Origin of the sequence: Streptomyces sp. NPDC053427 (assembly GCF_044544985.1) — a bacterium.
Taxonomy (GTDB): Bacteria; Actinomycetota; Actinomycetes; order Streptomycetales; family Streptomycetaceae; genus Streptomyces.
Genome location: NZ_JBITYA010000013.1, coordinates 73,638 through 93,776 on the forward strand (window position 1 = coordinate 73,638; position 20,139 = coordinate 93,776).

At 71.3% G+C, this 20,139-nt stretch carries 19 protein-coding genes and 1 tRNA gene; 3 read left to right on the top strand and 17 right to left on the bottom strand.

Features of this window, described 5'->3' with window-relative positions; genetic code table 11:
- Positions 1-97 precede the first annotated feature (97 nt).
- The 11 genes from ACIGWZ_RS31810 to ACIGWZ_RS31860 all read right to left on the bottom strand — a co-directional run bounded on the left by ACIGWZ_RS31810 (position 98) and on the right by ACIGWZ_RS31860 (position 12,020).
- Positions 98-1,222, bottom strand: coding sequence for a polyprenyl synthetase family protein (locus ACIGWZ_RS31810; RefSeq protein WP_400070185.1), 1,125 nt, complete (start codon positions 1,220-1,222; stop codon positions 98-100).
- Entirely contained in the window at positions 1,219-2,652 is a 1,434-nt protein-coding gene (gene hpnE / locus ACIGWZ_RS31815; protein WP_400070186.1) for a hydroxysqualene dehydroxylase HpnE, read from the bottom strand. Before hpnE ends, ACIGWZ_RS31810 begins: the two co-directional genes overlap by 4 nt.
- Positions 2,653-2,713: 61 nt before the next feature.
- Entirely contained in the window at positions 2,714-3,667 is a 954-nt protein-coding gene (gene hpnD / locus ACIGWZ_RS31820; RefSeq protein WP_400070187.1) for a presqualene diphosphate synthase HpnD, read from the bottom strand.
- Positions 3,664-4,530, bottom strand: coding sequence for a squalene synthase HpnC (gene hpnC, locus ACIGWZ_RS31825; RefSeq protein WP_400070451.1), 867 nt, complete (start codon positions 4,528-4,530; stop codon positions 3,664-3,666). Before hpnC ends, hpnD begins: the two co-directional genes overlap by 4 nt.
- 483 nt (positions 4,531-5,013) lie before the next feature.
- Positions 5,014-5,799: an ABC transporter ATP-binding protein gene (locus ACIGWZ_RS31830; RefSeq protein WP_400070188.1), complete on the bottom strand. Its 786-nt coding sequence runs from the start codon at positions 5,797-5,799 to the stop codon at positions 5,014-5,016.
- Complete coding sequence (locus tag ACIGWZ_RS31835) at positions 5,792-6,721, bottom strand: ABC transporter permease (RefSeq protein ID WP_400070189.1); 930 nt, start codon at positions 6,719-6,721, stop codon at positions 5,792-5,794. The genes ACIGWZ_RS31830 and ACIGWZ_RS31835 overlap by 8 nt, the downstream gene beginning before the upstream one ends.
- A 78-nt stretch (positions 6,722-6,799) precedes the next feature.
- Positions 6,800-7,672: a glycosyltransferase family 2 protein gene (locus tag ACIGWZ_RS31840; RefSeq protein ID WP_400070453.1), complete on the bottom strand. Its 873-nt coding sequence runs from the start codon at positions 7,670-7,672 to the stop codon at positions 6,800-6,802.
- A gap of 14 nt (positions 7,673-7,686) precedes the next feature.
- Positions 7,687-8,466: a CDP-alcohol phosphatidyltransferase family protein gene (locus tag ACIGWZ_RS31845; protein WP_400070190.1), complete on the bottom strand. Its 780-nt coding sequence runs from the start codon at positions 8,464-8,466 to the stop codon at positions 7,687-7,689.
- Positions 8,444-9,505 carry an iron-containing alcohol dehydrogenase family protein gene (locus ACIGWZ_RS31850; RefSeq protein ID WP_400070191.1) on the bottom strand — a complete coding sequence of 354 codons (1,062 nt, stop codon included), beginning with the start codon at positions 9,503-9,505 and terminating at the stop codon, positions 8,444-8,446. Before ACIGWZ_RS31850 ends, ACIGWZ_RS31845 begins: the two co-directional genes overlap by 23 nt.
- On the bottom strand, positions 9,493-10,230 hold the full coding sequence (locus ACIGWZ_RS31855; protein WP_238576330.1) for a sugar phosphate nucleotidyltransferase: 738 nt from the start codon (positions 10,228-10,230) through the stop codon (positions 9,493-9,495). The genes ACIGWZ_RS31850 and ACIGWZ_RS31855 overlap by 13 nt, the downstream gene beginning before the upstream one ends.
- A complete protein-coding gene (locus ACIGWZ_RS31860; RefSeq protein WP_400070455.1) occupies positions 10,227-12,020 on the bottom strand; it encodes a DUF5941 domain-containing protein in 1,794 nt (597 codons plus the stop codon). Before ACIGWZ_RS31860 ends, ACIGWZ_RS31855 begins: the two co-directional genes overlap by 4 nt.
- Positions 12,021-12,566: 546 nt before the next feature.
- On the opposite strand from ACIGWZ_RS31860, the gene idi reads away from it, so the two are divergent.
- A complete protein-coding gene (gene idi, locus ACIGWZ_RS31865) occupies positions 12,567-13,178 on the top strand; it encodes an isopentenyl-diphosphate Delta-isomerase (protein ID WP_400070192.1) in 612 nt (203 codons plus the stop codon).
- Here the strand turns inward: idi and ACIGWZ_RS31870 are convergent.
- The 4 genes from ACIGWZ_RS31870 to ACIGWZ_RS31885 all read right to left on the bottom strand — a co-directional run bounded on the left by ACIGWZ_RS31870 (position 13,153) and on the right by ACIGWZ_RS31885 (position 16,368).
- On the bottom strand, positions 13,153-13,644 hold the full coding sequence (locus tag ACIGWZ_RS31870) for an ATP-binding protein (protein ID WP_400070193.1): 492 nt from the start codon (positions 13,642-13,644) through the stop codon (positions 13,153-13,155). The genes idi and ACIGWZ_RS31870 overlap by 26 nt on opposite strands.
- Positions 13,645-13,836: 192 nt before the next feature.
- The gene (locus ACIGWZ_RS31875) at positions 13,837-14,454 is read right to left on the bottom strand and encodes an HdeD family acid-resistance protein (RefSeq protein ID WP_400070194.1); all 618 of its coding nucleotides are present in this window, start codon (positions 14,452-14,454) and stop codon (positions 13,837-13,839) included.
- Between the two features lie 115 nt (positions 14,455-14,569).
- Positions 14,570-14,643 (bottom strand) — tRNA-Met (locus tag ACIGWZ_RS31880).
- 66 nt (positions 14,644-14,709) lie between these two features.
- A complete protein-coding gene (locus ACIGWZ_RS31885; RefSeq protein WP_400070195.1) occupies positions 14,710-16,368 on the bottom strand; it encodes an ABC-F family ATP-binding cassette domain-containing protein in 1,659 nt (552 codons plus the stop codon).
- Positions 16,369-16,423: 55 nt separating this feature from the next.
- Between ACIGWZ_RS31885 and ACIGWZ_RS31890 the strand changes: the two genes are divergently transcribed.
- The gene (locus tag ACIGWZ_RS31890; RefSeq protein ID WP_400070196.1) at positions 16,424-17,194 is read left to right on the top strand and encodes an enoyl-CoA hydratase/isomerase family protein; all 771 of its coding nucleotides are present in this window, start codon (positions 16,424-16,426) and stop codon (positions 17,192-17,194) included.
- 37 nt (positions 17,195-17,231) lie between these two features.
- Here the strand turns inward: ACIGWZ_RS31890 and ACIGWZ_RS31895 are convergent, their stop codons facing one another.
- On the bottom strand, positions 17,232-17,894 hold the full coding sequence (locus ACIGWZ_RS31895) for a DJ-1/PfpI family protein (RefSeq protein ID WP_400070197.1): 663 nt from the start codon (positions 17,892-17,894) through the stop codon (positions 17,232-17,234).
- A gap of 197 nt (positions 17,895-18,091) precedes the next feature.
- Positions 18,092-19,057 carry a GlxA family transcriptional regulator gene (locus tag ACIGWZ_RS31900; RefSeq protein ID WP_400070198.1) on the bottom strand — a complete coding sequence of 322 codons (966 nt, stop codon included), beginning with the start codon at positions 19,055-19,057 and terminating at the stop codon, positions 18,092-18,094.
- Positions 19,058-19,188: 131 nt separating this feature from the next.
- Between ACIGWZ_RS31900 and ACIGWZ_RS31905 the strand changes: the two genes are divergently transcribed.
- On the top strand, positions 19,189-20,058 hold the full coding sequence (locus tag ACIGWZ_RS31905) for a hypothetical protein (protein WP_400070199.1): 870 nt from the start codon (positions 19,189-19,191) through the stop codon (positions 20,056-20,058).
- Positions 20,059-20,139: the final 81 nt, after the last annotated feature.

Consider the following 20,139-nt stretch of genomic DNA (forward strand, 5'->3'; position numbering starts at 1 on the left):
CTGCCCTGAAGGCGTGGGAGGGGCACCTCCCAGCGGTGGCTGGGGAGTACCCCCAGGCACCGGCCGGCGACTGCGAACTAGTTCGTATCGATGGTGATCATCTCTCTCGTACGACGACGAAGTCCGCGAGCGCGACCAGCTGCGCGCGGACCTGTTCCGGGATGTCGACCTCGTCCAGCGCGGCGATGGCCGTGGCGTGCTGGCGGCGGGCCTCCTGAGAGGTCCACTCGCGGCCGCCGGCCTCCTCGATCAGGGCCGCCCGGGAGGCGAACTCCTCCTCGGTGAAGTCGGCGATCTCGGTCTCGGTCTTCTTGGCGTCGGCCGCCAGGATCCGGGCGAGACGCTCGGAGGCGGGGCCGCCCGCGGCCAGCGCGGCGACGACCGGCAGCGACTTCTTGCGCTGGCGCAGATCACTCCAGGTCTGCTTGCCGGTGGCCTCCGGGTCGCCCCAGATGCCCAGCACGTCGTCGACCGCCTGGAAGGCGAGGCCGAGGTGGTAGCCGTACTTCTCCAGGATGTCCGCCATGCGGTCGTCGGCGCCACCGAGGACCGCCCCGATGGAGACCGCGCAGGCCAGCAGCGCGCCGGTCTTGTTGCCCTCCATCTCCAGGCATTCCTCGACGGTGACCCGCTCGCGGTGCTCGTAGGAGATGTCCTGGGCCTGACCGTCGATCAGCTTGCGGGTGGCCAGGGTCAGCCTGCGGGTCGCCCGGCCGGCCTCGACCGTGCCCAGCTCCAGCAGTATTTCGTTGGCGAGGGCGAACAGCGCGTCGCCGACGAGGATGGCCTGGGCGGGGCCGTGCACCTTCCAGACCGTGTCGCGGTGGCGGCGCTGTTCGTCGCCGTCCATCAGGTCGTCGTGCAGCAGCGAGAAGTTGTGCACCAGCTCGACGGCGACCGCACCGGGGATGCCGACCTCGGGGGCGACGCCCGCGGCCTCGGCCGACAGCAGGGCGAGCGCAGGGCGTACCGCCTTCCCGCTGTCCCCCGTCGAGGGGTTGCCCGCGGCATCGATCCAGCCGAAGTGGTAGGCGGCGACGGTGTCCATGGGAGGAGCGAGTCGGTCCACGGCGGCACGCAGCACGGGAGTGGCAAGCGTCCGCCCGCGCTCCAGCAGCGCGGTGACACTCTCGGTGTCGATAGCTGGGGAAGCCGGATTCACGGTTTCTCCTCTGTTTCCGGTGCTCGTGCTCGTGCGAGCGCTCGAAGTACTCGTAGTCATGCCGCCTCCTGAGGCAACTGGCCCTGGGGGAAGCCGAGTTCGGTGAGTGCCTCGCCAGCGGCGGCAGTGCCGCTGCGAACAGCGCTTTCCATGGTCGCGGGCCACCCGGTGGCGGTCCACGCACCGGCCAGATACAGGCCGGGGGCTTGAGTGCGGGCGGCGGGGCGGAGCCTGCCGACGCCCGGTGCGGGCGCGAAGGTCGCGGTGCGCTCGCGGGTGACGAAGAAGTCCCGGATCCGGGCGCCCCGGGCGGCGGGCAGCAGCCGCTCCAGCTCGGGAAGATAGCGGGCGCGGAGCTTGGCGACCGGTTCGTCGATCTCTTCCTGCGCGGCGGACTGCGAGACGGCCAGATACTGGCAGCCGGCCCCGCCGGGGAGTCCGGCGAGCCCGGAGGCGTCGGTACGGTCGAAGACCCACTGCACCGGGGAGCCGACGGCGGCGAAGAAGGGGCGGCGCAGCACCTTGCGGTCGTACACCACATGGAGGTTGAGGATCGGCGCCGTGCCGATCTCCAGCAGCCGGTCCCGGTCCGCCAGCGCACCGTCGGGCAGCAGGGCGTGCGTCTCGCGCTGCGGTACGGCGAGGACGACGGTGTCCGCGGCGAGCCGCTCGCGGCCGTGCGGGCCGTTCGCCACCGAGACCTGCCAGCCGTCGTCCGTACGGGAGAGGGCCTCGGCGCGGGTGCGCAGCGCGATCCGTACGCCGGCCTTCTCCAGGGCCGTACGGGCAAGCGTGCCGTGGACGTCGCCGAGCGGCACCCGGGCCCAGCCGATGTCGGCGGCGCCCGGTGCGGAGAGCAGGCCGGTCTTGAAGACCTTGGCGGCCAGGCCCAGGGACGCGTCGCCGGCCGTGGCGTTGAGGGTGGCGATGCCGACCAGGTCCCACAGCGCCTCGATGGCCCGGGAGGTCTGGCCGTGGCGCCGGAGCCAGCTGCCGAAGTCCACGCCGTCCAGGGCGGGATCGGCCGGATCCAGGCTCTTGAGGGCGAGGGTGGCGCGGACGACCCCGGCGCGCTCGGCGGGCGTGAGGTGCGGATAGAGGGCCAGGCTCTTCGCCAGGTGCAACGGCACCGGCAGGGCGGTGCGGCGCAGCCGGCCGAGCCGCATCCGGTCGGCGTCCAGGACGGGGACGTCCATGCGGTCCTGGAGGGGCGCCAGATGCGTGGCGCCGATGCGCTCCAGGAACGCGCCGTATGCGGTGCAGCAGCGCAGGTAGACGTGCTGGCCGTTGTCGACGGTCAGCTCGCCGGCGGCGCCGTCGCGGCGGAAGGAGAAGACCAGCCCGCCGAGCCTGGGCCGGCCCTCGACGAGGGTGACCCGCAGCCCCGCGTCGGCCAGCGCGAGCGCCGCCGCGGTGCCCGCGAGACCGCCGCCGATGACCACGGCGGCCGCCCCCTGGGGACGGCCGGGCGGCCTGGCTGCCGATGTCATGTGATCTCCCCCCGTACCGCTGAAAGGGACGCAGGCGTCCCGGGGAGGGTTGCCCGGAGGATCATCCGCGCCTCCTGACGGACTCCCGGCGGCCGATCGCGCGCGCGTCGAGGCCGGAGAGCCCGCGCACCGCGACGAACGCCTTCTCCCGGCCGGGCAGCGAGACCCGGCCGCGCAGCACCGCCTCGGGGTCGGCGGCGATCCGGGACAGCAGGCGGTGGTAGATGCCGGCCATGGCGGCCACGCAGGCGCCGCTGCGCCGGTCGAGCATCGGCAGCAGCCGGAAGCCCTCGGCGAACAGCGCGCGGGCGCGCTTGACCTCGAAGTGCACCAGGCCGGCGAAGTCGGAGCCGGGCGGCGGAACGGGGCCGTGGAAGCCGGCCGAGCATCCGAATTTGGCGAGGTCGTCGGCGGGGAGGTATGTGCGGCCGTTGTCGGCGTCCTCCCGAACGTCCCTGAGGATGTTGGTGAGTTGGAGGGCGAGGCCGAGCGTGTCGGCGTACTCGCCGGCGCGCTCGGCGTCCAGCGCGCCGGGCACCGTGCCGAAGACGCCCAGCGAGAGCCGGCCGATACCTCCGGCGACACAGCGGCAGTAGACCTTGAGGTCCTCCCAGGTCTCGTACGTCTCGCCGCGCACATCCGCGAGCACGCCGTCGATCAGCTCGTCCAGCGCATCGAGGGGAATGGGGAAGCGCCGGGCGGCGTCGGCGAGCGCGACGGCCACCGGGTCGGTGTCGTCCTCGTCGATCCGGCCGTCCTTGACGCGGGCCAGCAGCGCCCGGGTGTCCTCCAGGCGCCGTTGCTTGGCGGCGGCTTCCAGGCTGCCGTCGCCGATGTCGTCGACCCGGCGCGAAAAGGCGTAGAGCGCCGACATGGCCTGCCGCTTGTCGGTCGGCAGGAGCCGGATGCCATAGGCGAAGTTCCGTGCCTGCTGCCCGGTGACGGCCTCGCAGTAGCGGTACGCAGCGAGCACCGGCGCAGACGCGTGTGCGGTTGCCTCCACGGTCCGGCTCACCCCTCTCTTCGCAATGTCGCCCCCACCTCGCGCAGCAGGCTGAGCTTGGTCGGCTTGGGCGGTCCAGGGAGTACGTCGTGATCGGCGGCCGCGACCGCCCGGAGTGCGGCGCGCCCGCCGGCGACGAAGCCGGCCAACAGCAGCTTGAGCCTGCCGTGGACGCTACCCACCAGTGGGGCGCCTTCATCCAGCAGGTCACGGGCGCGTTCCGCTTCGTATGCGATCAGTGCACGCACCGATGCGCCCCCGCTCGGGGCGGCCAGATCGGCTTCGGAGACACCGAAACGTTTCAGGTCCTCGGCGGGAAGGTAGATGCGGTCCCGGCCGAGGTCCTCGGCCACGTCCTGGACGTGCTCGACGATCTGGAGGGCGGTACAGATCCGGTCGGAGTGGCGGAGGCGCTGCGGGCTGGCGGTGCCGGTGATGCCGAGGACGAGCCGGCCGACGGGGTTGGCGGACAGCTCGCAGTAGGCCAGCAGGTCGTCGTAGGTGCCGTAGCGGGTGACGATCTGGTCCTGGCGGTTTGCCTCGATCAGGCCGAGGAAGGGCTCGGGGGTGAGCGCGCAACGACGGACGGTCGGGCCCAGGCGGCGCAGCAGCGGATGCCGGGGGCCGGGGGCGGCGTCGCGGAAGACGCGCCGCAGGTCCGCCTCCAGGGCGTCCAGCATCGCGGTGCGGTCGTCGGTCGCCGCGGCGTCCAGGCCCAGCAGCACGGCATCGCCGCCACCGGGCGCGAGATCGCCGTCGCCGATGTCGTCGACGAGCCGGGCGAAGCCGTAGACGGCCATCAGGTCGGCCCGCCACGCGCGCGGCAGGAAGAACGGCGCCACCGGGAAATTCTCGTGCGCGGCCTTGTCGAGCACGGCGCGCGACTGTGCGTCGGCCGTCTCGCCGGTCGCCTTCGCCCGTCGATGGATGACGGTGCGCGTCAACGCCTCCCCTTCGCTCACCGCGGGCTGCCCGGCGCGTTTCGGAGCCGGAGCGAACCAGTAGCCATTGCCGTCACGTCTCCCGTTCTACACCGCCAAGCTAAAACATCCCATTTCGGACACGCCGCAGGTCACGCCGCGCCCCGAACGAAGCTTCCCTCGCCCGCTCAGGTGAGTGTTGCCCGACTTGTACCACTTGTGCTGTTCAGTACCCGTACAGCTTACGCCGTACATCTCGCCCGCGTACGAGGGGGTACCGAAGCTTCGGGCAACAATCCGGTCACCATCGACAACGATCCAACTGTTCCCGCCCCCGGAAGAGTTGACCATCTGTTAAAGATCGCCGTAACACTCGAAGGCCTCCGCGAGCCGGACTCGCGGAGACCTTCGAGAGCGGGCTGGGTCAAAAGGGCCGGGCTATTTGCCCGTCTCCTTCTCGTACGCCTTGATCACTTCGTCCGTCGGGCCGTCCATCAGGAGCTCGCCGCGCTCCAGCCACAGCACCCGGTCACAGGTGTCCCGGATCGACTTGTTGTTGTGGCTGACCAGGAAGACCGTGCCGGCCTCCTTGCGCAGCTCGCGGATGCGGGCCTCGGAGCGCTTCTGGAACTTGCGGTCACCGGTGGCCAGCGCCTCGTCGATCATCAGCACATCGTGGTCCTTGGCCGCCGCGATGGAGAACCGCAGCCGGGCCGCCATACCGGAGGAGTAGGTGCGCATCGGCAGCGAGATGAAGTCGCCCTTCTCGTTGATGCCGGAGAAGTCGACGATCTCCTGGTAGCGCGTCTTGATCTGCTCGCGGCTCATGCCCATGGCGAGCCCGCCGAGGATGACGTTGCGCTCGCCGGTCAGATCGTTCATCAGGGCCGCGTTCACGCCGAGCAGGGAGGGCTGGCCGTTGGTGTAGACCTTGCCCTTCTCGGCGGGGAGCAGGCCCGCGATGGCACGCAGCAGCGTGGACTTGCCGGAGCCATTGGAGCCGATGAGGCCGATCGCCTCGCCCCGGTACGCGGTGAAGGAGACGCCCTTGACCGCGTGCACCTTGCGTACGCCGCGCTCCTGGCCGCGCTTGACGATGCGGCTCAGGGCGGCGGTGGCGCTGCCCTTGCCCGTCTTCGCGCCGTTGACGCGGTAGACGATGTGCAGCTCGTCGGCGATGACGGTGGGGATGCGCCCCTCTTGGGGGTTGTTGTCGTCAGCCACGGCCGTAACGCTCCTCAGCCTTCCAGAAGTAGACGAAGCCGCCGACGGCGACGAGCACCGCCCAGCCGAGCGCGAACGCCCAGACGTGCGGGGGCAGGTTCTTGTGGGCGTAGCCGTCGATGAGCGCGAAGCGCATCAGGTCCATGTAGATGGCGGCGGGGTTCCACTGCAGGATGTCGGCGACCCACGGGGGGCTCTCCGCCAGCATGGTCCGGATCGAGAACATCACGCCGGACGCGTACATCCACGTCCGCATGACGAACGGCATCAGCTGCGCGAGGTCGGGGGTCTTGCTGCCCAGCCTGGCCATGATCATCGCAAGGCCCGTGTTGAACAGGAACTGCAGGGCGAGCGCCGGAATGATCAGCAGCCAGGACAGGCGCGGATAGCTCCCGAAGCCGATCGCGATGATGAACAGCACGATCATCGAGAACAGCAGCTGCTGGAGCTGCTGCAGCGAGAACGAGATCGGCAGCGAGGCCCGCGGGAAGTGCAGCGCACGCACCAGGCCGAGGTTGCCCGAAATGGCGCGGACACCCGCCATCACCGAGCTCTGCGTGAAGGTGAAGACGAAGACGCCCGTGACCAGGAACGGGATGTAGATCTGGCGGTCCATGCCCCGGTCGGCCTTCAGGATCAGGCCGAAGATCAAGAAGTAGACGAGGGCGTTCAGCAGCGGCGTCGCCACCTGCCAGACCTGGCCCAGCTTCGCCTGGCTGTACTGCGCGGTCAGCTTGGCGCTGGCGAAGGCGGAGATGAAATGCCGCCGGTCCCACAGCTCCCGGACGTACTGCGGCAGGCTGGGGCGGGCCCCGCTCTGCGCGAGCCCGTACTTCTGGGCCCGCTGGGCCGCAGTGAGCCCTTCGTCGGAAGCTGGCGGGGCACTCATGGCGACCGCACTGTCGTGCGTTGTCTCGCTCACAGTTGACACTTTCGTCCTCAATGTGCGCTGCCGGGGTCACGCCCCGCATCGCGCCTGATGCTCTCGGATACGAGCTTCTCAGATGACGGGAGGGCGGCCCAGTCGGGTCAGTCGCCAAACGGTAGCCCACTTCATGGGGCGCCTGTCACCGCACGGGGTCGTCCAGCCCTCCTTGAAGCCGGCCAGCCACACCCGCAGCGCGGGCCAGGAGGGACGACGGGCCAGGGTGAGCAGGAACCAGACGCCGAGATAGACCGGAACCAGCAGGGCGGGCAGATTGCGGCGGGCCAGCCACACACGGTTACGGGCCACCATGCGGTGGTAGACCGCGTGCCTGCTCGGGGCCATCGTCGGGTGCAGCAGCAGCATGTCCGACCGGTAGTCGATCAGCCACCCCGCGTTCAGCGCCCGCCAGGCCAGGTCCGTTTCCTCATGGGCGTAGAAGAAGTCGTCGGGCAGCCCGCCGATCTCCTGGAAGACCTTCGTACGGACGGCGTTGGCGCCGCCGAGGAAGGTGGTGACCCGGGAGGAGCGCATCGGGTCGGCGGCCCGCAGCCGCGGTACGTGGCGGCGCTGGGTCTCGCCGGTGTCCGGGTCGGCGATCCGGAAGCTGATGATGCCGAGCTCGGGGTCCCCGGCGAACGCCTGCCGGCACAGCTCGGCGGTGTCCTCCTTGGCCAGCAGCCCGTCGTCGTCGAGGAACAGCAGGATGTCGACCTCGCTGCCGCCGGGCCCGAAGGCCTCGATGCCGACGTTGCGGCCCGCAGGGATGCCGACGTTCTCCGGCAGCTCGACGGTCCGTACGCCTTCGGGGAGCTCGGGCAGCGGCGAACCGTTGCCGACGACGACGATCTCGACCCGCTCGCCGTCCTGCTTGGCGACCGAGTCCAGCAGCGCGCGCAGCTCGTCGGGGCGGTTGCCCATCGTGAGAACAACCGCACCGACGCGCATCTGGGACGCCCCCGTCACTTGAGCCTGCTGGAGGCGAGGATGGACACGAGGTGGAGCAGGGTCTGGACGAGCGCGATGCCGGCGAGCACGGCGACGCCCAGGCGGGAGAAGAACAGGTCGCCCCGGATCTGGTCCACGACCGCCAGGGCCAGGATGAGCAGGGACGCCTCGACCCCGAGGATCAGCCGGTGGAACTTCAGCGCCGCGGCGGCCCTGCGGGCCAGCGCCATACCGGACGAGCGCATCTCGGACGCGGTCTCCTTGACCTGCTCCTTGCCGCTCTGCGCGCGGGCCACGCCGACCAGGTCCGTCTCCGCCTTGATCAGGATGGCGCCGAGCGCGGCCAGCGTGCCGAGGAAGGCCCACAGCCAGTCGATCCGGCCCGAGCCCCACAGGTCGGCGGCGCGCAGGCCGAAGCCGACGAGCACGGCGGCGTCGGTGAGGTACGCGCCGACGCGGTCCATCCAGACGCCGGCGAGCGAGTACTGCTTGCGCCACCGGGCGATCTCGCCGTCGACGCAGTCGAGCAGCAGGTAGAGCTGGACCATCAGCACGCCGAGCACGGCGCCCGCGATCCCCGGCACCAGGAGGGCCGGGGCCGCGAGCACGCCGAAGACGGTCATCAGGTAGGTCAGCTGGTTGGGCGTGACCTTCGTGTTCACCAGGTGCCGGTCGATGCGCAAGGAGATCTCGCGCATGTAGAGCCGGCCGGCCCAGTGCTCGCCGCTCCGCCGGTCCTTCACCCCCGGGGGGTGCACCACCGGGCGGAGTTCAGCTACTGACGGCTTGTGCATAGTCGGCGTAAGCGTCCCTGATCTGGTCGGTGGACAGGTCCAGGTGCTCCAGGATGGTGTAGCGCCCGGGGCGGGTCTTGGGTGCGTACTCGACGGCCGCGACGAATTCCTCGGCGGTGAAGCCGATCTCGTCGGGCGTGACCGGCAGGCCGTGCCGGCGCAGTACCTCGACCATCAGCGCGCACATTTCCTTGTCGCCGCGCAGGTGCGTGGCGAAGGCCGCGCCCAGGCCGCACTGCTCGCCATGGCTTGCCGAGCGCTTGGGGTAGAGGATGTCGAGCGCGTGGTTGATCTCGTGGCAGGCGCCGGACGCGGGACGGCTGTCGCCGGCCACCGACATCGAGATGCCGGTCAGCACCAGGCCCTCGGCGAGCACCTGGAGGAAGGCGTCCTCGCCGACCCCGCCGGGGTGCCGCAGCACGGCCTCGCCGGCCTGCCGCGCCATGGCGGCGGCCAGTCCGTCGATCGCCTCTCCGGTCTCGCGGTGGGAGAGCTCCCAGTCCGCGACCGCGGAGATGTTGGAGATCGCGTCGCCGATGCCGGAGCGGACGAACCGGACCGGGGCCTCGCGGATGATGTCGAGGTCGATCACCACGGCGATCGGGTTCGGCACACCGTAGGAGCCGCGGCCCGCGTCGTTGTCGAGGGTGGCGACCGGCGAGCACAGGCCGTCGTGCGACAGGTTCGTCGCGACGGCGACCAGCGGCAGGCCGATGCGCGCCGCGGCGAACTTGGCGCAGTCGATGATCTTGCCGCCGCCGAGGCCCACGACCGCGTCGTAGTGCCCCTTCTTCATGGCGTCGGCGAGCTTGATCGCGTCGTCCAGGGTGCCGCCGCCGACCTCGTACCACTCGGCGCCCGGCAGCGCGGGGGACAGCCGCTCGCGCAGCCGTGCCCCCGAGCCGCCGCTGATCGCGATGGCGAGCTTGCCGGACGCGGAGATGCGCTGATCGGCCAGCAGGCCCGCCAGGTCGTCCAGGGCGCCGGCGTTGATGTCAACGACGACCGGGGACGGAATGAGGCGGGTCAGTACTGGCATGCGATGTCACGGCCCTTCGCCAGGTCGTCGTGGTTGTCGATCTCGACCCACTTGACGTCGCCGATCGGGGCCACGTCGACCTTGAAGCCACGGTTGACGAGCTCCTGGTAGCCGTCCTCGTAGTAGAGGTCGGGGTCCCGCTCGAAGGTGGTCTTCAGGGCGTCGGCGAGCTCCTCGGCGGCCGAGCCCTCGATGAGGGTGACACCGATGTACTCGCCGGTGGCCTCGGCCGGGTCCATCAGCTTGGTGATGCGCTGGACGCCCTTCTCGGGGTCCACGATGACCTTCATCTCCTCGTCGGCCAGCTGCTTGACCGTGTCGAGGGCGAGGATGATCTTCTGGCCGTTGCCGCGGGCGGCGAGCAGGGTCTTCTCGACGGAGACCGGGTGCACGGTGTCGCCGTTGGCGAGGATCACATCGTGCTTGATGGAGTCACGACCGCACCACAGGGAGTAGGCGTTGTTCCACTCTTCGGCCTTGTCGTTGTCGATGAGGGTGAGCTTGAGGCCGTACTTCTGCTCCAGGGCCTCCTTGCGCTCGTAGACGGCTTCCTTGCGGTAGCCGACGATGATCGCCACCTCGGTCAGGCCGATCTCGGCGAAGTTGCCGAGGGTCAGGTCCAGGATGGTCGTGTCGCCGTCGACCGGCACCAGAGCCTTGGGCAGGGTGTCGGTGTAGGGGCGCAGACGCCGTCCGGCGCCGGCTGCCAGCACGAGGCCGATCATGCGGGTTCTCCTTCATCGTGTACGGCGGGTGCTCCGGAGGAGACCCAGAAGCGGATGCTCTCGATGAGCACCAGCAGCGCCAGGACCACGGCGAGAGCCGTGAGCGCGATTGTGAAACCTGAGGGGGACAGTGCGGCGGCCAGGACGGTCACTACAAGGACGCGTCCCTCGTGTCCGCCGGTTGCCCGGACCAGCCACCGCGGCGGCGCCCCGGTGCCACCGCGGATGCGGTAGACGGTGTCGTAGTGATGGTAGGCGACGGCCGCGACCAGCCCGAACGCCGCGGGCAGCGCTCCGGGGGCGTCCGCGCGGGCGGCCAGGAGGAGGACCGTGCCGTACTCGGCGGCCCGGAAGAGGGGCGGCACCAGCCAGTCGAGGGGGCCCTTGAGGGCGCGGGCGACCGCGGCGCCGGAGAAGGCCGCGTAGATGGCGGCGCCGAGCACGGGCCACCAGCTTCCGCCGTCCTTCCACAGCAGCTGGGCCATGAGGAATGCCACACCTGCCACGGCCATCAAGGGGGCCGCCATGTATCCGCGTGAGGCCGGGCCCTTGGCGACGAGCTCGGCGATCGGGCCGGAGTCGGCCAGGTCCGCCAGGGCCTGCGCCGCCCGGTCCGTACGGCGGGCGTGCCGGGTCAGCGAGCGCAGCACCCGGCCGGCGGTGGTGTAGCAGGCGGCCAGGGCGCAGCCGATCAGCAGGGCGTAGAAGACGATGCGCGGCGTGGTGAACGCGGTGAGTACGGCGATCATGGCCCAGCGTTCGCCGATGGGCAGCACGATCATCCGGCGCACCCAGACCGTCCAGCCGACGCTGTCGAGCTTGTCGGAGAGCGCGGCGGTGGGGCTGGTGTTGGCGGTGGCGTCGTGGTTCGCCTCGTTGAAGGAGAAGTCGACGACATGGCGGCAGGTCTGCAGCACCATCGCGCCGAGCGCCAGCGCCCATACGTCGTCGCCACCGCGGGCCGCCCCCAGGGCGAGGCCCGCGTAGTAGGCGTACTCCTTGGCCCGGTCGAAGGTGGCGTCCAGCCAGGCGCCCATCGTCGAGTACTGCAGCGAGTAGCGGGCGAGCTGCCCGTCGGTGCAGTCCAGGACGAAGGAGAAGAGGAGAAGGAGGCCTGCGGCGATGAAGCCGCCGCGGGTCCCGGTGGCCGCGCAGCCCGCCGCGATCAGCGCGGTGAGCAGGGAGGCGGTGGTGACCTGGTTGGGGGTGAGCCCGCGGCGCGCGCACCAGCGGGCGAGGTAGCGGGAGTACGGGCTGATGCAGTACGTCGTGAAGAAGCCGTCGCGGGACTTCACGGCGGTACGCAGCCGTACGGCCTCGTCGTCGACCGCGGCGACGGCCTCCTGCGCGTCCTCGCGCTGCGCCGGGGTGAGGGCGACAGTGGCGACCAGGCTGCCCAGCTCGACGCGGTGCAGGCCGATGTCCTCGTGGTCCAGGGACTCGGTGAGGGTGTCGGTCAGGACGTCGGTGAGATGGGCGGTACCGGCGCCGACGGGGATCTTGCCGGCCGCCCGGACCAGCGCGGCGCGCGCCTCGGGCTGCGCGGTGAGCGCCCCCGGGACGGCGGCGGCCGGGAAGCGCGGGTCGGTCAGCGCCAGCCGCAGGGCGTGCAGATGTCCGACGAAGCGGGGGTCGACGACGGCGACCCGCTCCTGGGCGGGGGCGGCGGCGATCAGCTCGGCGGCAGCCGTGGCATCGTTCGCCGTACGGACGTCGAAGCCCAGCGTGCGCAGGTCGGCTTCGAGTGGCGACCCGGCGACCGGCGGACCGGTGAGGATGGCGGTCGACAGACGAACTCACTCCTTGGATGCTGACAAGGCAGCACGGGTCGGTCCGCAATCGATCCGCATTCGATACGAACTACCCGGGCAGCGGGCGTGGCACACCTGGCGCCCGGAGGGGCTGGGTGGCACGTCGGCAGAGGCTATCGGATCGCCGGATGCGGCCGTTCACCGCGCATTCACCGCACGATCGGGTGACCGACGGCTGCGCCTGCCGCGATCATCATGGTGGATCGGACGGCCCCGGAACAACTGCCGCCCTGACCAGGTGCTCGATCCGGTGCCGGTTATGAGTGGGCTGGTCATGGGTGGTGCGGGTTGTGCCGGGGCGGCTGTGGCGAGAGCCATTCGGGGGCCGGCCGCTGTGGCCTCTCTCACGGCCGGCCCGGCCGCGGCTGATCGTTTTTGCATTCGGACACACTTCCGGACACCGAGCCGGACACCGAGTCCGGCCTGGCAAACGGCGCGGCACCGCGCACGACCTGGCTCGCTGTGCGCCTGATGGGCACGCAGGTGGGGCAGACTTGGCGTCGAAGACCGACGACAAGGATGGGCATGCCGATCACACCTGCCAACGGACAGACCGCCGGGATCCCGGCGGCGAGCACAGCGGACGGCGCCGCCGAACCGATCATGCTGGAGCTGGTCGACGAGGACGGCAAGACGATCGGCACCACGGAGAAGCTCGCCGCCCATCAGCCTCCTGGACAGCTGCACCGAGCGTTTTCGGTCTTCCTCTTCGACGAGAAGGGCCGTCTGCTGCTGCAGCGACGGGCGCTGTCGAAGTACCACTCCCCCGGTGTGTGGTCCAACACCTGCTGCGGGCACCCGTACCCGGGCGAGACCCCGTTCGCGGCCGCGGCCCGGCGCACCGCGGAGGAGCTGGGCCTGGCTCCCGCGCTGCTGGCCGAGGCCGGCACGGTGCGCTACAACCATCCCGACCCGGCCTCCGGCCTGGTGGAGCAGGAGTTCAACCACCTGTTCGTCGGGCTCGTGCGGGCCGAGCCCACGCCCGATCCCGACGAGGTGGGCGAGATCGCGTTCGTGACGCCGCAGGAGCTGGCCGAGCGGCATACCCGGGTGCCGTTCTCCGCGTGGTTCATGACCGTGCTGGACGCGGCGCGCCCGGCGGTCCGCGAGCTCACGGGACAGTCGGCGGGCTGGTAGCGAGCGGGACGAGGGGCAGCTCGGCCCAGATGGCCTTGCCGCCGTTCGCGGTGTGCTCGACGTCGCACTTGCCGCCCGCCTCCGCGGTCAGCGCCTTGACCAGCCACAGGCCGCGGCCGCCGACATCACCCTCGTCCGCCTCGAGCGCCTTGGGGCGGTAGGGGTGGTTGTCCTCGACGGCGACCCGCAGCCAGTTCGCCCCGATCGTGAGCTGCACGACAATCTGGGGCGAGAGCAGTGCGGCGTGCTGGACGGCGTTGGTGACGAGTTCGGAGACGATCAGCAGCAGACCGTCCATGACGTCGGCGGCGACCGGCACACGCTGTTCGCCGAGCAGATCCCGTACCGCGTGGCGCGCCTGCGGCACCGACGACTCCAGTGCCGGGGCGGTGAAGCGCCAGGCACCTTCGTACGCGAGCGCGGAGGTCAGCTCCTCGGGGGGTTCTGCGGGGGGTCCGGAAGGCATCCTCACAGGAAGAGTGTTGAGAATGCGTTGGTCCGGACCGGCCCGCTGAACACAAGTCAGCGCTTATCGACGCTTTCTGACCGATGTGGCGCGGTCCGATCGATGCGGCGACTGGTTCTGCCCCCTTTGTTCCCTGTTCGCGGAGCGGCAGGGAACGGCGGCCGAACGGTACGCGCCATGTCCGGCCGGCCGTCACTCTTCCCCGGACCGGGGGTCGGATCCGGCCACTTCGCCCTCCTCGGCCATGACGACGACCCGGCGGCCGCCGATACCCATCGCGAACAGGCCGAGCCCGTCGAAGACCAGCGTGAGGGCGAAGAAGGTGCCGATCACATACCGGCTGCTGTACGGCCAGCTGATGAGCACCAGGACGCCCAGGAGAATGCCGAGCGCGCCCTGCACCAGCGTCCAGCCGAACTGCGGGCCGCGCACCACCAGCCCGCCGACCAGCCGGAACACCCCGCCCGTCAGGAAGAGCAGCGCGGCGAACATCGTCAGCGCCACCGCCGCGACCTCGGGCCGGAGGATGATCACCACGCCCGCCGCGATGTCCAGCGCCGCGACGATCACCGCGAGCCAGAAGAAGTTCGAGCCGCGCGCCTCAACGGCATGCAGCAGGCCGACCACCCCGCCGATCAGCAGCAGCCAGCCGAACAGCAGCATCGTGGTGAGCGTGGCCAGGCCGACGTAGACCAGACCCACCACCCCGGCGACGACCAGGACGGCACCGAGTACGGCGAGCCGGGTGAAGCTTCGGCCGAGCCGCTCGGCCGGCGGGTCATGCCGGGGGGATCCGGGTCCGTCGGTCATCGCCGCCTCCTCCACCGGGGTCTTTGTCCCGGTATACCCCGCATCGCGGGTGACGGCAGATCAACGTACGACAGCAGGCCCGGTGCCTGAGCACCGGGCCTGCTGTCGTATGGAGTAGCGGGGACAGGATTTGAACCTGCGACCTCTGGGTTATGAGCCCAGCGAGCTACCGAGCTGCTCCACCCCGCGTCGGTGAACACCACAGTACGGGTCGCCGGCCGCAGGACCAAATCGATTGTTCGAGTGGGGCACGGCTCACACCGTGCGGTCGGCGATCCGTCCGCCCTCGACCTCGATGCGGCGCGTGGTGTGGACCGCCTCCAGCATCCGCCGGTCGTGCGTGACCAGCAGCAACGTGCCCGGGTACGAGGCGAGCGCCGACTCCAGCTGTTCGATGGCCGGGAGGTCGAGGTGGTTGGTGGGCTCGTCGAGGACGAGGAGGTTGACCCCGCGGCCCTGGAGGAGGGCCAGCGCGGCACGCGTCCGCTCCCCCGGCGAGAGGGTGCGTGCCGGGCGCAGCACATGCGCGGCCTTCAGGCCGAACTTGGCGAGCAGGGTGCGGACGTCGGCGGGCGACAGGTCCGGTACGCAGGCCCGGAAGGCGTCCATCAGGGGCTCGTCGCCGGCGCCGCGTCCGCCGAAGAGCTGGCCGCGTGCCTGGTCGATCTCGCCGACCACCACGCCGGGGTCGAGCGAGGCCTGGCCCTCGTCCAGCGCGAGCCGGCCGAGGAGGGCGGCGAGCAGCGTGGACTTGCCGGAGCCGTTGGGTCCGGTGATGGCGACCCGGTCCGCCCAGTCGATCTGGAGGTCGACCGGGCCGAAACGGAAGTCGCCGCGGCGGACCTCGGCGCCGCGGAGGGTGGCCACCACCGCGCCGGCCCGGGGCGCCGCGGCGATCTCCATCCGCAGCTCCCACTCCTTGCGCGGCTCCTCGACGACGTCGAGCCGCTCGATCAGCCGCTGGGTCTGCTTGGCCTTGGAAGCCTGCTTCTCGGTGGCTTCCACCCGCCCCTTGCGGCCGAGCTTGTCGTTGTCGGGGGCCTTGCGGCGGGCGTTCTTGACGCCCTTCTCCATCCAGTTGCGCTGGGTGTGCGCGCGGGTCTCCAAGGCGGCCTTGGTCTCGGCGTACTCCTCGTACTCCTCGCGGGCGTGCCGCCGGGCCCGCTCGCGCTCCTCCAGGTAGGAGGCGTAGCCGCCGCCGTAGGTGTTGACCTGCTGCTGGGCGAGGTCGAGCTCGACGACGCGGCTGACCGTGCGGGTCAGGAACTCGCGGTCGTGGCTGACCAGGACCGTGGCGGCGCGCAGCCCCGTGACGAAGGACTCCAGGCGGCGCAGGCCGTCCAGGTCGAGGTCGTTGGTCGGCTCGTCCAGCAGGAAGATGTCGTAGCGGGAGAGCAGCAGCGAGGCGAGCGAGGCGCGGGCGGCCTGGCCACCGGACAGGGAGGTCATCGGCTGGTCGAGGCTGACCGTGAGGCCGAGCTGGGCGGCGGTCTCCTCGGCGCGTTCGTCGAGGTCGGCGGCGCCCAGCGCGAGCCAGCGCTCGAGGGCTACGGCGTAGGCGTCGTCCGCGCCGGGCCGCTCCTCGACCAGCGCCTGGGTGCTGGCGTCCAGAATGCGCTGGGCGTCGGCGACGCCGGTGCGGCGGGCGAGGAAGTGCCGTACGGACTCCCCGGGGCGGCGGTCCGGCTCCTGCGGGAGATGGCCGACGGTGGCGGTGGGCGGGCTGAGCGCGAGCTTGCCCTCCTCCGGGGTGTCCAGGCCGGCCAGGAGGCGCAGCAAGGTGGACTTGCCCGCGCCGTTGGCGCCGACGAGGCCGATCACGTCGCCGGGGGCGGCGACCAGATCGAGGCCGGAGAACAGGACGCGCTCGCCGTGGCCGGCGGCGAGGTCTTTGGCGACAAGAGTTGCTGACATCAGGCCGCCGATCGTATCCGGCCGCCCGCTGACCGGTCGCTCTAATATCCGGGACATGGAACCGGCTCTGAAGACGCATGTCAGCGACGGCACGGCGACCGTCACGATCAGCAACACCGGCAAGCGGAATGCGATGACCGTGCAGATGTGGCGGGATCTGCCGCCGCTGCTGGAGCGCCTGGCGGGCGACCGTGCCGTCCGGCAGCTGGTGCTGACCGGCGAGGGCGGGACGTTCTGCGCAGGGGCGGACATCGGGTCGCTGCGGGATGCGTCGGGTGAGTCGCAGGGGCTGGCGGTGGCGGCGGAGGAGGCGCTGGCGGCGTTCCCCGGACCGACGCTGGCGGCGATACGCGGGTACTGCGTGGGGGGCGGCTGCCAGTTGGCGGCCGCCTGCGATCTGCGCTTCGCGGAGGAAGGCGCGCTGTTCGGGGTGACGCCGGCGAAGCTGGGGGTCGTCTATCCGTCGTCCGCCACCCGGCGGCTGGTGCGGCTGATCGGGCCCGCTTCCGCCAAGTACCTGTTGTTCTCAGGGGAGTTGATCGACTGTGCGCGGGCGCTGCGCACCGGGCTGGTGGACGAGGTGCTGCCCGAGGGCGAGCTGGGCAAGCGGGTTGCGGACTTCGCTGCCGTACTGGCCGGCCGGTCGCTGCTGACGCAGACCGCGGCGAAGGAACTGGCCGACGGGACGTGGGACGTCTTGCCCGCCGACGCCGAGGAGCGGGGCGCGTACTGGGCCGCGCAGGCGCGGGAGAGCGGCGACACCGTGGAGGGTGCCGCCGCCTTCCTGGAGCGCCGGGCGCCGCGCTTCACCTGGCCCGCGGGGTGACTGGGTAGCCGGGGGCAGTGCGAGCGGGGTGGCAGGGCTATCGGGGTTGGCGGGGCTGTTCCGGCCCGGGCAGCAGGACGCCGAGGCGTTCCCGCAGCAGCGCGGTGATCTCGGCCGGGGCCTTGTCGGGCGAGCCCGCGTCGTACGGCGGCTGGGGGTCGTACTCGATGCCGAGCTGGATCGACTGGGCCACCGGGTCCCCGGCGATCCGCCCCGCCAGGGCCAGCCCCATGTCGATCCCGGAGGAGACGCCGGCCGCCGTCACGTACTTGCCGTCGAAGACCACCCGCTCCCCCGTCGGCTCGGCTTCCAGGCCGGGCAGCTGGTCCAGCGTCACCCAGTGGGAGGTGGCCCGGCGGCCCTTGAGGAGGCCCGCAGCGCCCAGGATCAGCGAGCCGTTGCACACCGAGGTGGTCCAGGTGGTGTGGCCGTCCACGGCGCGGACCCAGTCGAGCAGCGCGCCGTTGTCCATCTGCTCGACCTGCCCCAGCCCGCCGGGTACGACGAGGATGTCGGGCTCGGTGACATCGGCCAGTGCGGCCTCGACGGCCAGCCCGACGGAGCCGACGTCGTCCCGGACGATGCCGGGGCGCTCGGCGACGAACACCGTCTCCGCACCCGGCAGCTGGCTGAGCGTCTGGTACGGGCCAATGGCGTCCAGGGTGGTGAAGCGGTTGTAGAGGAGGATCGCGATCTGCATCTGGGTGCTCCTGTTGATGGCGGGTGGTGGATGGCGGCCATGGATCGGATGGGCGGGGGCGGGGCGTGCGGGGGCGGCAAGGGAGCGCGTTGCGCGCCGCGGGAACATCGCCCGGCCCCGCCGCGTTGTGGGCCCCGTAGGGGGGCCTCGTGTCCCCTACGGGTTCCGTTCGAGCGCCCCCCAGGGGTACGGCCCGGTCAGCTCACCGGCGCAGGGACCGGCTGGAAGCGGCGGCGATATTCGGCCGGGGCGGCGCCCAGCACCCGTACGAACGCGCGGCGCATCGCCTCGGCGGTGCCGTAGCCGCAGTGACGGGACACCTCCTCGATGCCGTCGGTGCTGTCCTCGAGACGCCGTCGGGCGGCCTCCAGGCGCGTGCGGTCGACATAGCGCCCCGGCGTCATCCCGACCTCGTCGCGGAACGCGCGGGCGAAGTGCCGCGGCGAAAGTCCGGCGCGGGCCGCGAGCGCGTCGACGGACAGATCCGCCGCCGGGTTCTCGGTGATCCACTGCTGGACGTCGCGCAGCGGGCGCCGCTCCGCCGTCTGGACGGCGAGCTGCGCACTGAACTGCGTCTGGTTGCCGGGGCGGCGCAGGAAGACGACCAGATGGCGGGCGATCGTCAGCGCGAGGTCCCGGCCGAAGTCCTCCTCCACCAGGGCCAGCGCCAGATCGATCCCGGCCGTGACGCCCGCGGAGGTGACCAGGTCGCCGTCCCGTACGTAGATCGGCTCCGGTTCGACGCGGACGGCGGGGAACCGGCGCGCCAGGGTGTCGCACAGCGACCAGTGGGTGGTCGCGCGACGCCCGTCCAGCAGCCCGGCCTCGGCAAGCAGCAGCGCCCCGCTGCATACCGAGACCTTCCGCCGGGCGCGCGGCGCGTTCGTGCGCAGCCAGTCGATCAGCCGGGGGTCGGGGGTACGGGTGCCGTTGCCGCCGGGCACGAGGAGGGTGTGCGGCGGCTCGGCGTCGGCGACCGCGAGGTCCGGGGTGAGCGTCAGCCCGCTGGAGGTACGGATCGGGCCGCCGTCCAGGCTTGCGGTACGGATCCGGTAGGCGCCCGGGGTGTGGACGTTGGCGCCACTGAGGACCTCGACCGGCCCGCTGACGTCCAGGCTCTGCAAGCCGTCGAAGAGAACGACCAGTACGTCGCGCTGTTCCATGCCTCCATCCTGGACAGCGGCGGCGATGGCGGCAATGACGAATTTCCCACCTTTCCTGCCATGGGCTGTTATGGACTGCCGAAGCCCGGGGCGCCAGCGCAGCCATACCGAGCGGTCGGTAACCTGCTGCCATGACCTCTACCAGCGCACTGCCAGAGAACGCCGGACGTCAGTGTCATAACGTCATCAACCCGTATCACTCGGCGCACTACTTCGCGCCGGAGTTCCCCGTCGAGCTGGCCAAGATCGGCCTCGAGAACCGTCGGGCCGCCTACTTCGCCGCGCGGGCCGCGGCCATGGGCGCGGTGGGCCCCGGCACCATCGCGGCCACCTTCTACAACTTCAACCACGACCTCATCGCGCAGCATGTACCGCACGTCTGGTCGGTCACCACCCCGGAGGCCGTACTGGAGGCCCGGCTGCGCGTGGTCGACGCCACGCTGCACCGACTGCTCGGGAAAGAGACCCTCGAGTCCCCGGAGATGGCGGAGGCGGCCGAACTGGCGCTGCGGGCCGCCGAGGGCTGCGCCCGCCAGGCCCGGCCGCTGTACGCCGCGCACGCCGACCTCCCTGTGCCGGACGCCCCGCATCTCGCCTACTGGCACGCCGCCACCCTGCTGCGCGAACACCGCGGCGACGGTCACCTGCTGGCGCTGCTCGACGCCGAGCTGGACGGCCTGGAGGCGCTGGTCAGCCACACCGCCAGCGGTCGCGGCATGAGCTACCGGGGCGTGATGGCGACCCGCGGCTGGTCGGAGGAGGACTGGCAGGCGGCCCAGGAGCGACTGCGGAGCCGCGGCCTCCTGGACGCCGAGGGCGAGTTGACCGAGACCGGTGTCCAGCTGCGCAAGGACCTGGAGCGGACGACGGACCGGCTGGACCGGGCGCCGTACGAGCACTTGGGCGCCGAGGGCGTCGCCCGGCTCACCGAGCTGGCGACGGCCTTCACCGGGGCGGCATTGAATGCCGGGGCCTTCCCCGCGGAGATGTTCGGCAAGTGAGCCGATACACATGAGCCGACGCAAGTGAGCCGACACCCGACCGGTCGGCGGATCGGCGTGTGATAAGGCGCCGCCGGGGTG

What these genes read in the sequence shown, in the direction of transcription:
- ACIGWZ_RS31855 (WP_238576330.1), bottom strand. Translation starts at nt 10,230, where the DNA reads ATGATCGGCCTCGTGCTGGCAGCCGGCGCCGGACGGCGTCTGCGCCCC.
- ACIGWZ_RS31850 (WP_400070191.1), bottom strand. Translation starts at nt 9,505, where the DNA reads ATGCCAGTACTGACCCGCCTCATTCCGTCCCCGGTCGTCGTTGACATC.
- ACIGWZ_RS31885 (WP_400070195.1), bottom strand. Translation starts at nt 16,368, where the DNA reads ATGTCAGCAACTCTTGTCGCCAAAGACCTCGCCGCCGGCCACGGCGAG.
- ACIGWZ_RS31870 (WP_400070193.1), bottom strand. Translation starts at nt 13,644, where the DNA reads ATGCCTTCCGGACCCCCCGCAGAACCCCCCGAGGAGCTGACCTCCGCG.
- ACIGWZ_RS31840 (WP_400070453.1), bottom strand. Translation starts at nt 7,672, where the DNA reads ATGCGCGTCGGTGCGGTTGTTCTCACGATGGGCAACCGCCCCGACGAG.
- hpnE (WP_400070186.1), bottom strand. Translation starts at nt 2,652, where the DNA reads ATGACATCGGCAGCCAGGCCGCCCGGCCGTCCCCAGGGGGCGGCCGCC.
- ACIGWZ_RS31890 (WP_400070196.1), top strand. Translation starts at nt 16,424, where the DNA reads ATGGAACCGGCTCTGAAGACGCATGTCAGCGACGGCACGGCGACCGTC.
- idi (WP_400070192.1), top strand. Translation starts at nt 12,567, where the DNA reads ATGCCGATCACACCTGCCAACGGACAGACCGCCGGGATCCCGGCGGCG.
- ACIGWZ_RS31905 (WP_400070199.1), top strand. Translation starts at nt 19,189, where the DNA reads ATGACCTCTACCAGCGCACTGCCAGAGAACGCCGGACGTCAGTGTCAT.
- ACIGWZ_RS31875 (WP_400070194.1), bottom strand. Translation starts at nt 14,454, where the DNA reads ATGACCGACGGACCCGGATCCCCCCGGCATGACCCGCCGGCCGAGCGG.
- ACIGWZ_RS31845 (WP_400070190.1), bottom strand. Translation starts at nt 8,466, where the DNA reads ATGCACAAGCCGTCAGTAGCTGAACTCCGCCCGGTGGTGCACCCCCCG.
- ACIGWZ_RS31810 (WP_400070185.1), bottom strand. Translation starts at nt 1,222, where the DNA reads ATGACTACGAGTACTTCGAGCGCTCGCACGAGCACGAGCACCGGAAAC.
- ACIGWZ_RS31895 (WP_400070197.1), bottom strand. Translation starts at nt 17,894, where the DNA reads ATGCAGATCGCGATCCTCCTCTACAACCGCTTCACCACCCTGGACGCC.
- ACIGWZ_RS31900 (WP_400070198.1), bottom strand. Translation starts at nt 19,057, where the DNA reads ATGGAACAGCGCGACGTACTGGTCGTTCTCTTCGACGGCTTGCAGAGC.